Annotated in this window: 4 protein-coding genes; all 4 read right to left on the bottom strand. The window is 73.6% G+C overall.

Annotated features, from left to right (window positions below):
• On the bottom strand, window positions 1–651 hold a 651-nt coding region (locus VGR37_14490), incomplete at its 3' end, for a condensation domain-containing protein (protein HEV2148609.1).
• A 76-nt stretch (window positions 652–727) separates the two neighbouring features.
• Complete coding sequence (locus VGR37_14485) at window positions 728–1,819, bottom strand: TauD/TfdA family dioxygenase (protein HEV2148608.1); 1,092 nt, start codon at window positions 1,817–1,819, stop codon at window positions 728–730.
• Window positions 1,820–1,986: 167 nt separating this feature from the next.
• Window positions 1,987–7,926: an amino acid adenylation domain-containing protein gene (locus VGR37_14480; GenBank protein HEV2148607.1), complete on the bottom strand. Its 5,940-nt coding sequence runs from the start codon at window positions 7,924–7,926 to the stop codon at window positions 1,987–1,989.
• Between the two features lie 55 nt (window positions 7,927–7,981).
• The coding region (locus tag VGR37_14475; protein ID HEV2148606.1) for a phosphopantetheine-binding protein at window positions 7,982–8,485 on the bottom strand (504 nt) is incomplete at its 5' end.

Genomic DNA, 8,485 nt, shown 5'->3' with positions numbered 1-8,485 from the left:
GGCGCGGGGGCCGGGCCCCTCCTCCTCCACCAGGAGGCGGACCTCCGGACCCTCGCACTGCGCGATCCAGAACGAGCGTCCCGCCTCCGCCTCCTCCGACGCCAGCACCTCGCCCAGCCACTCCGAGACCGCCAGGTAGGGGACGGGCTCGTCGAGCCCGGCGTCGCCGCCGGCAGCCGCGTACAGTACCGCGAGGTCCTGCACCAGCGGCTCGAACGAGGCCGCGTCGGCGCTCAGCGGGCTCGCCCTCAGGAAGAGGAGGTGCTCCTCCTCCGCGACGCGGATGAGCCGCGCCGCCGGAAGCCGCTCGTCTCCGGACCCCGCCCCTTCCCAGAGCGCCCGCAGCCGCGCCTCGCGCGCCTCCTCCGGGACGCCGCGCAGGTCCTCGGCATCCTCCCACCGGACGCGGGCTTCCCCGACGGTCTGGAGCGCCTGCGCCATCCCGGGAAGGCGGGCGAAGGTGGTGCGCAGGACGTCGTGCCGCTCCACCAGGCGGTGCAGCGCATCGCGCAGGGCGTCCGCGTCGAGCCGCCCGGTCACGCGGACCAGGGCGCGGGCGTCGCGGGCGCTCGGCACCGCCTCCTGCACCAGCCCCCACAGGTGCCGCTGCCGCGGCGAGAGGCGGTATCCTACGATCGCATCCGTTGACATATCCAAGCGTTCTACGTTCCTGGTGCGGTGGAGCGACGGGGAGGTCCGCCGGGTACCGCGGCCGGCGGACTTCCCCTCAGGCCTTCGCCGCGCGGAGGGCGGGGATGTCGTGGAGGTCGGGCCGGGTGTACGGCTCGGCCATGGCCACCAGCGTCTTGCGCTCGCCCCGGTACGGCATGCGCCCGTGCGCGGCGAGCATGTTGTTCATCATCAGGAGGTCGCCCTTCTGCCAGTCGAACACCACGCGCTCCTGGAGGTACGCCTCGCGGAGCTCGGCCGCGACCTCGTCCTCGATGGTGGTCCCGTCGCCGTAGAAGGTCTGGTAGGGCATGTCCTCCGGCTCGAACTCCTCGCGCAGGAGCTGGCGGACCTGCGGGTCCAGACTGGAGTCGTGCCAGAAGGCGATGTGGTTGAACCACACCTTCTCGCCGGTGCCCGGGTGCTCCGCGATCGCCGGCCGGACCTGCCGTGTACGCAGGCGGTCTCCCTCCTTCCACTCCCACTCCACCGCGTTCTCACGGCAGTACCGCTCCACCTCGGCGCGGTCGTCGGTGTGGAAGGAGTCCTGCCAGGTGAGGCCGAAGCCGTCGCCGTAGTTGCGGACCAGCATCCACCCCTTCTCCGCGAAGCGCTCGCGGGTCTCCGGCGAGAGGCGCTGGTACACGCGGCGCACGTCGGCGATGGGGGTCTGCCCCCCCTCCTCCGCCGGCACGTCGCAGAAGAACCAGATCTTCATCGGGAAGGTCGCGGCCGTCGAGAGCTCGTTGTGCAGGGCGATCGTCTGGTCCTGCGGGAACTCGGTGGAGGTGTAGATGTTCTTCTTCAGGTTGGTGCGGGGGGTGGAGCTCTCCGTGTACTGGATCAGCGACGTCCCGATCGCGTCCAGGACGCGGTGGAAGTCTTCCTGGGTCGGGGTGCCCCAGTTGCGGAAGAGGACCCCGCCGTACTCGAGGACGTTCTTCTCGATGAAGTCCAGGTGGTCCCTCGCCCATTCGTGCAGGAGGAGGGTGCCGTACTCCGGGTTCGGCTCCACCACCAGCGGCAGACCTTCGTGGCCGGGGAGATGGCCGATCCGCACGAGCTGCGTCTGGGAGACGCTGATCGGCTGCACCTTCTTGATCCGGTCCGACCAGGAGCGGGCGTTCGCTGGTGTCCCCGTGCGTTTCATGGCGTCAACCTTGCGGCGGTTTCGGGTGGGGCTGGCGTACGGCGCCTGCCGCGGCCGATCTTACAAACTGCTGTCGGCTTTTTCACCTACACTTTATAACAGATATGCGTGGGGCGCAAGCGGTTGCGCCCCCGTCCCCGTGTCCCGCCGGCCCACGCCGGCAGGCACTACGGCTCCAGGAGCGGCGGCAGGGGACTGGTGTGGCGCGCCCGGTCCTGGAACCTGGCGCGGCGCCGGGCGTGCAGGGCCTCCCGGGCGCTCTCCTGCTGCCGGCGCTCCCGCTCTTCAAGCAGCGCCTCCAGCTCGGAGAGCCGCCGCTGCGGGCGCTCCACCACGGCCTCCAGGACCGCGCGGTACTGCTCGATCCGCCGCCTCACCAGGTCGCGGCTGAACAGCGCGCTCCGGTACTCCACGTGCCCGCCCATGGGGCCCGACGCGTCTTCCAGCGCCAGGACGAGGTCCAGCTGGGCCGCCCCCCGCTCCACCGCGAAGGGCCGCATCTCCAGGCCGGGCAGCTCCAGGGCCTCTCCCGAGCCCGCGTTCTGCAGGACGAGCTTCACGCGGAAGAAGGGCGTGCCCCCCCGCACCCGCTTCGGATTCAGCGCCTCGACCACACGGTCGAAGGGGACGTCCTGGTGGTCGTACGCGGCGAGGGTCACCCCCCGCACGCGCTCCACCAGGTCGGCGAAGGTCGGGTCGCCCGAGAGGTCGGTCCGCAGCACGAGCTGGTTCACGAAGAAGCCGATCAGCGCCTCCGTCTCCGCCTGCGCGTTGCGGTTGGCCACGTCCGTCCCCACGACCACCTCGTCCCCCCTTCCCTGCCACCGCAGCAGCACCTGGAAGGCGGAGAGCAGCGTCATGAAGAGCGTGGCGTCCAGCGTCCGGCTGAGCCGCCGCAGCCCGTCGGCCAGCTCGGCCGGGAGCACGAAGGGCGCGGTGGCGCCCTCCCGGCTCGCCACGGCGTCGTGCGCGAGGTCTCCCCGCAGGACCAGCTCCGGCACGTTCTCGAGCTGCCGGCGCCAGTAGTCGAGCTGCCTCTCCTGGCGCTCCGGCGTGAGCCACTCCCGCTGCCAGACGGCGTAGTCGGCGTACTGGACGGGGAGCTCCGGCAGCGGGGAGGGCACGTTTGCCAGGAAGGCGCGGTAGAGCGCCGCCACCTCCCGGACCAGCACCCCCAGCGACCAGCCGTCGGCGGCGATGTGGTGCAGCGTGAGCAGCAGCGCGTGCTCCTCTTCGTCCAGGCGGACCAGCAGCACACGGAGGAGCCGCCCGGAACCGAGGTCGAAGGGCCTCCGCGCCTCGTCCGCGGCCAGCCGGCCGGCGTGCGCCCGGGGGTCCGCCAGCCCCCGCAGATCCGCCAGCGGCAGCTCCAGCGCGAAGGGCGGAACGGCGGACTGCACGGGGAGGCCGTCCACCTCCAGGAAACGGGTGCGCAGCGCCGCGTGCCGCCGCACCACCTCCTCCAGGGCGCGCCGCAGCACGCCCACGTCCAGCCGCCCGGAGAGCTGCACCCGGAAGGGGAGGTGGTAGACCCGGTGCTCGCCCTCCAGCTGGTGGACCAGCCAGAGCCTCTGCTGGGAGAAGGAGAGGGGGGATGGTTCTCCGGGCCGGGCGGCCGGCACGATGGGCGGCCGGCGTTCCGCCCCGGTCCCCTCGGCGACCCGCGCTTCGAGGGCAGCCGCGAAGTCGCGCACCCGGGTGTGCGTCAGCGCCGTGCGCACCGGGATCTCGATGCCCAGGCGCGCCTGGAGCCGGACCACGGCCTGCGTGGCCCGCAGCGAGTGCCCCCCGAGCGCGAAGAAGTCGTCGTCCGCCCCGATCCGCTCCCGCCCGAGCACCTCGCCCCATACCTCCGCGACCATGCGCTCCAGGGCCGTTCGCGGGGCGACGTGCCCCTTCGCCGCGGCGCTCCCCACGTCGCTCATCGGGAGCGCCTTCCGGTCCACCTTGCCGTTGGCGTTCAGTGGGAGCGACGGCATCAGCACGAAGGAGGCGGGCACCATGTACTCCGGCAGCCGCTCCCCGAGCCGCTCCCGGAGCGCGGCCACCAGCCGCGCGCCCGACTCCTCCTGCGGCGGCCTGCCCCCGTGGAAATACCGGGACGGCGCCGGAGCCGCGGCTTCCGCCCGCACGGCCCCGGCTCCCGGCCGGACCAGCACCACGTCGAAGCGCCCGGGATCTCCTGACGCCGCCCACCACACCTGCGCGCAGTACCCCGTCTCCTCCCCCAGCGCCCAGAACACCTCCGGGTCCACCCCGTCTTCTCCCTCCGCGAGCCGGCGCAGCGCGTCCACCTCGGGCGCACTCGCGGTGAGCTCCTCCACCGCCCGAAGCACCCCTCCCACCCGCGCGTTGGGTACGTTGCGGAGCGCCAGCACCTGCGGCCTCTCCGCCTCGAGCCGGCGCCGCACCGCCTCCGGCGTGAGCGCCTCCGCCTCCCAGTCCAGCCCTCCCGGCGCGTGCACCCGGGGGACCTCCCCCTCCACGTGCAGGAGCACGTCGTAGCGGAAGCGGGTGAGCTCGGCGGGGCGGCTCCCCCGCTTGAGCTGCACCTCCACCCGGGTGGCCCGCGGCAGCCGCTCTCCCAGCGCGGCGAAGAGCTCCGGGGCGAGCATCAGCTCGGGGTCGTGCGAGATGCGCCGCCGCACGCGCCTGCGGAGCTCCTCCGCCGGGAGGGTGGCCGGTGCCAGCGACAGCTCCACCGAGAGGTGGAACGCCTCCAGGAGGGGCAGGCTGCGCACGTCGCCCACGAAGACCACGCCGCCGGGCGCCACCGCGCGCACGGCCTGCTCCAGCACGCGCTCCAGGTACTCCACGTCGGGGAAGTACTGTACCACCGAGTTGAGCACCACCGCGTCGAAGTAGCCCTGCGGGATCCCCGAGAAGTCGTCGGCCGCGCGCTCCAGCAGGCGCACCCTGGAGGGAGCGTCCCCGTCCAGGTGGCGGCGCAGGTATTCGAGCGCGGTGGGTGAGAAGTCGGTTCCCCAGTAGTCGGTGCACCCGGGCGCGAGCCGGAAGAGGAGAAGACCCGTTCCGCAGCCGATCTCCAGTACGCGGCGGGCGCCCAGGGCGTGGATGCGCCCGACGGTGTGGCCCACCCAGTCGCGCATCTCGGACTCGGGGATCGGCCCACCCGTGAAGCTGCTGTTCCAGCCCGCCAGGTTGAGCGCGGGGTCCGGCGGCTCCCCTCCTCCGGCGTACGCCTCGTCCCAGAGCGAGGCCCAGCGCCGGGTCCGCTCCTCCGCGGGAGCCGTTCCGGGCCCCTCGGCGGCGGGAACCACGTACGCCACCAGCGAGCGCGCCGCATCCTCGCCGTGGGCGAGCACCGCGGCCTGTGCCACCCCCGGGCAGCCGAGCAGCGCCGCCTCGATCTCCCCCAGCTCGACGCGGAAGCCGCGCACCTTCACCTGGTGGTCGGTGCGTCCCAGGAACTCCACCCCTCCGTCCGCCCGCAGCCGCGCCAGGTCCCCGGTGCGGTAGAGGCGCGCGCCCGGAACCGCGGAGAAGGGATCGGGCACGAAACGCTCCGCGGTCAGCCCGGGCCGGTGCAGGTATCCGCGGGCCAGCCCCTCGCCGCCGATGTACAGCTCCCCCGGGGCGCCGGAAAGCACCGGACGCATCCGCGCGTCCAGCACGTGGAGCGTGGTGTTGGCGATCGGCCGCCCCAGCTCCACCGCTCCGCTCGCGGGCGCCGCCTCCACCCTGTGCGCCGCGGACCAGATGGTGGTCTCCGTGGGCCCGTACAGGTTCCACAGCGCCGCGCCGCAGCGCAGGAGCCGCTCCGCGAGCGGCCCGGGGAGCGCCTCGCCGCCACAGAGCAGGGTAAGCCCCGGCTCCCCCGCCCACCCGACCTCCAGGAGCATCTGCCAGGTGGCCGGGGTGGCCTGCATCACCGTGACGCCGCCGCGCCCGATCCGCTCCGCCAGCCGGCGGGGCTCGGCCACCACGTCCTGCTCCGCGACCTCGACCGTCGCGCCCGCGCTGAGGGGGAGGAACAGCTCCAGCACCGAGATGTCGAAGCCGAGCCGGGTGATCGCCAGCAGCGTGTCTCCCTCGCCGATTCCCAGCAGGTCGCGCAGGGACGACAGGAAGTTCACCACGGTACGGTGCTGGACCACGACCCCCTTGGGCTCTCCGGTCGAGCCGGAGGTGTAGAGGAGGTACACGGCGTTCCAGGCGTCCGCGCTCCGCTCCGGGGCGGTGGCCGGAGACGCGGCGAGCGAATCCTGCACGGCGCGGTCGTCCAGGACCACCAGCGGAGCCCCGGGCAGCGGAGCGCGGTCGCGCAGCGCGGCCTGGGTGACGACCGCCACGACTCCCGCGTCCCTGGCCATCCAGGCCAGGCGCTGGTCGGGCAGGGAGAGGTCCAGCGGAAGGTAGGTCCCGCCGGCCTTCATCACCGCCAGCGCCGCCGTCACCATCTCCGCCGAGCGCTCCAGGAGGAGGCCCACGCGCCGCTCCGGCCCCACGCCCAGGCCACGCAGGTGGTGGGCGAGACGGTTGGCGCGGGCGTCCAGCTCCTCGTACGTCCAGGAGACGTCTCCGCACACCAGGGCCTTCCGCCGGGGGGTGCGCGCCGCCTGCGCCTCGACGAGGGAGTGCACGGGCACGTCGCGCGGGTACTCCGCCCGCGTGTCGTTGAGATCCGCCCGCAGCCGCCGGTCCGCCTCCGGGTGGAGGTCGATCTCCTCCAGCGGGGTGTCGGGACCGGACACGGCCGCCTCCAGCACCCGGAAGAACGCCTCCGCCAGCATGGCGGCGGTCGCGGGCAGGTGCAGGTGGGCGTTGTACTCCAGGACCCCGGCCACTCCGTCCTCGGTCTCCTCGAGCGCCAGGTGGAGGTCGAGCCCCGTGGCGCCGCTCGGCACCGGGAGCAGCTCCACCCCCAGCCCGGGGATGTCGAGCGACGGCAGCGCGGCCTTCTGGAGGTTCAGCGCCGTCTGGATGAGGGGCATGCGCCCCGCCTCGCGCGCCGGCTGCAGCTCCTCCACCAGGCGCTCGAAGGGGAGCTCCTGGTTGGCCTGCGCCTCCAGCATCGTCTCGCGCAGCTGCCGGAGGAGGCCCCGGAAGGAGAGCGTCTCCTCCGCCCTCACCCGCAGCACCAGCGTGTTCGCGAAGCTGCCCAGCAGCCGCTCCGTCTCGGTGCGCGTGCGGTTGGCGATGAAGGTGCCCACCACCAGGTCGGGCTGCCCGGTCCAGCGCTGCAGGAGCACCGCGTACGCCGCCAGGAGCACGGTGTAGAGGGTCGCCCCCTCCGCCCGCGCCAGCTCACGCAGCGCCGCGGCGGCGTCGCGCCCGATGCGCACCGGGTGCGAGGCCGCCTGGAACGGCTGCGGGACGGCCCGGGGGAGGTCCATGGGGAAATCCAGCGACTCCGGGGCGCCCTCCAGCAGCCTCTTCCAGAAGGCGAGCTGGCGCTCCAGCGTCTCCCCCTGCAGACGGGTCCGCTGCCACGCGGCGAAGTCGGCGTACTGCACCGGCAGCTCCGGGAGCGGCGACGGCCTCCCCTCCCGGAAGGCGCCGTAGAGGGCGACCAGCTCGCCCAGGAGCAGGCCGTACGACCACTTGTCCAGCACGATGTGGTGCAGCGTCATCGCCAGGACGTGCTCCGCCGGACCCAGCCGCATGAGCAGCACCCGGAAGAGCGGGTCGCGGGCCAGGTCGAAGGGCGCTACCGCCGCGCTCCCCGCCAGCCGGCGCGCCTCCGCCGACGGATCCTCCGCCCCGCTCAGCTCGACGCGGGTGAAATCGACGCCCCGCTCCGGGTGCACCACCTGCACCGGCGTCTCCCCGCGCAGCTCGAAGCCGGTGCGCAGCACCTCGTGGCGCCGGGCGATCTCGTCCAGACCGCGGCGGAGGGCGGCCTCGTCCAGGGCGCCGGTGAGCCGGAGCGCAAGGGAGACGTTGAAGAGGGGCGAGTCCGGCTCCAGCTGGCTCTGGAACCAGATCCGCTGCTGCGCGAAGGAGAGCGGAACGGGACCCTCTCCCTCCCGGCGGGGGATGCGGTCGTGCGCCGGCGCGTCCCCACGCAACGCCTGTAGGCGCAGCTGCAGGCGCGCAAGCTGCTCCGGGGTGAGGTCGGCGATGGAGGGGGTCCGTGCGCTCATCGGGGCTCGTCGCTGGTGCGGAAGCAGGGCCGTGCCCTGCTCCGCGCCCGGGGGTTCAGAGGTCTGCGAGCATCTGGGCCAGAAGGTCCTCGTCGAGCGCGTCCACCTGCCGCTGCACGATGGCGGCGGCGAGCTGGGCGGGCGTGGGCGCCTCGAAGAGGACCCGGAGCGGAAGCTCCACCTGGAACCTCTCGTTCACCGCCGCGAGGAACTGCGTCGCCACCAGCGAGTCCCCCCCCATCTCGAAGAAGTGGTCGTGGATGCCCACCGGCTCGATCCCCAGCGCCCGCTGGAAGAGCTCCGTGAGCGTCTCCTCCAGCTCGCTGCGCGGCGCCTCGTAGGGGGTGGAGACCTCGGGACGGGGGTGCGCGGACGCCGCTCCCTGCCGCTGCTGGAGCGCCTCCACCATCTCCTCGCGGGTGAAGCGCCGCGTGCGCTCCACGAGCGCGGCCAGGTCCCGCGTGCAGACCGCCACCTGCGGCCCGGCGCCGTGCCCCAGGATGCGCGCGAACGCCTCCGCCCCCTCGGCGGGGGAGATCCCGGTGCGGGAGGCGCGGAG

Source organism: Longimicrobiaceae bacterium (assembly GCA_035936415.1).
Taxonomy (GTDB): Bacteria; Gemmatimonadota; Gemmatimonadetes; order Longimicrobiales; family Longimicrobiaceae; genus JAFAYN01.
Note: the sequence above shows the minus strand (reverse complement) of the source record. Positions and strands in the feature narration are given on the sequence as shown.

Excerpts from the sequence above, each read along its gene's own strand:
- VGR37_14480 (HEV2148607.1), bottom strand. The coding sequence starts at position 7,926 with ATGAGCGCACGGACCCCCTCCATCGCCGACCTCACCCCGGAGCAGCTT.
- VGR37_14485 (HEV2148608.1), bottom strand. The coding sequence starts at position 1,819 with ATGAAACGCACGGGGACACCAGCGAACGCCCGCTCCTGGTCGGACCGG.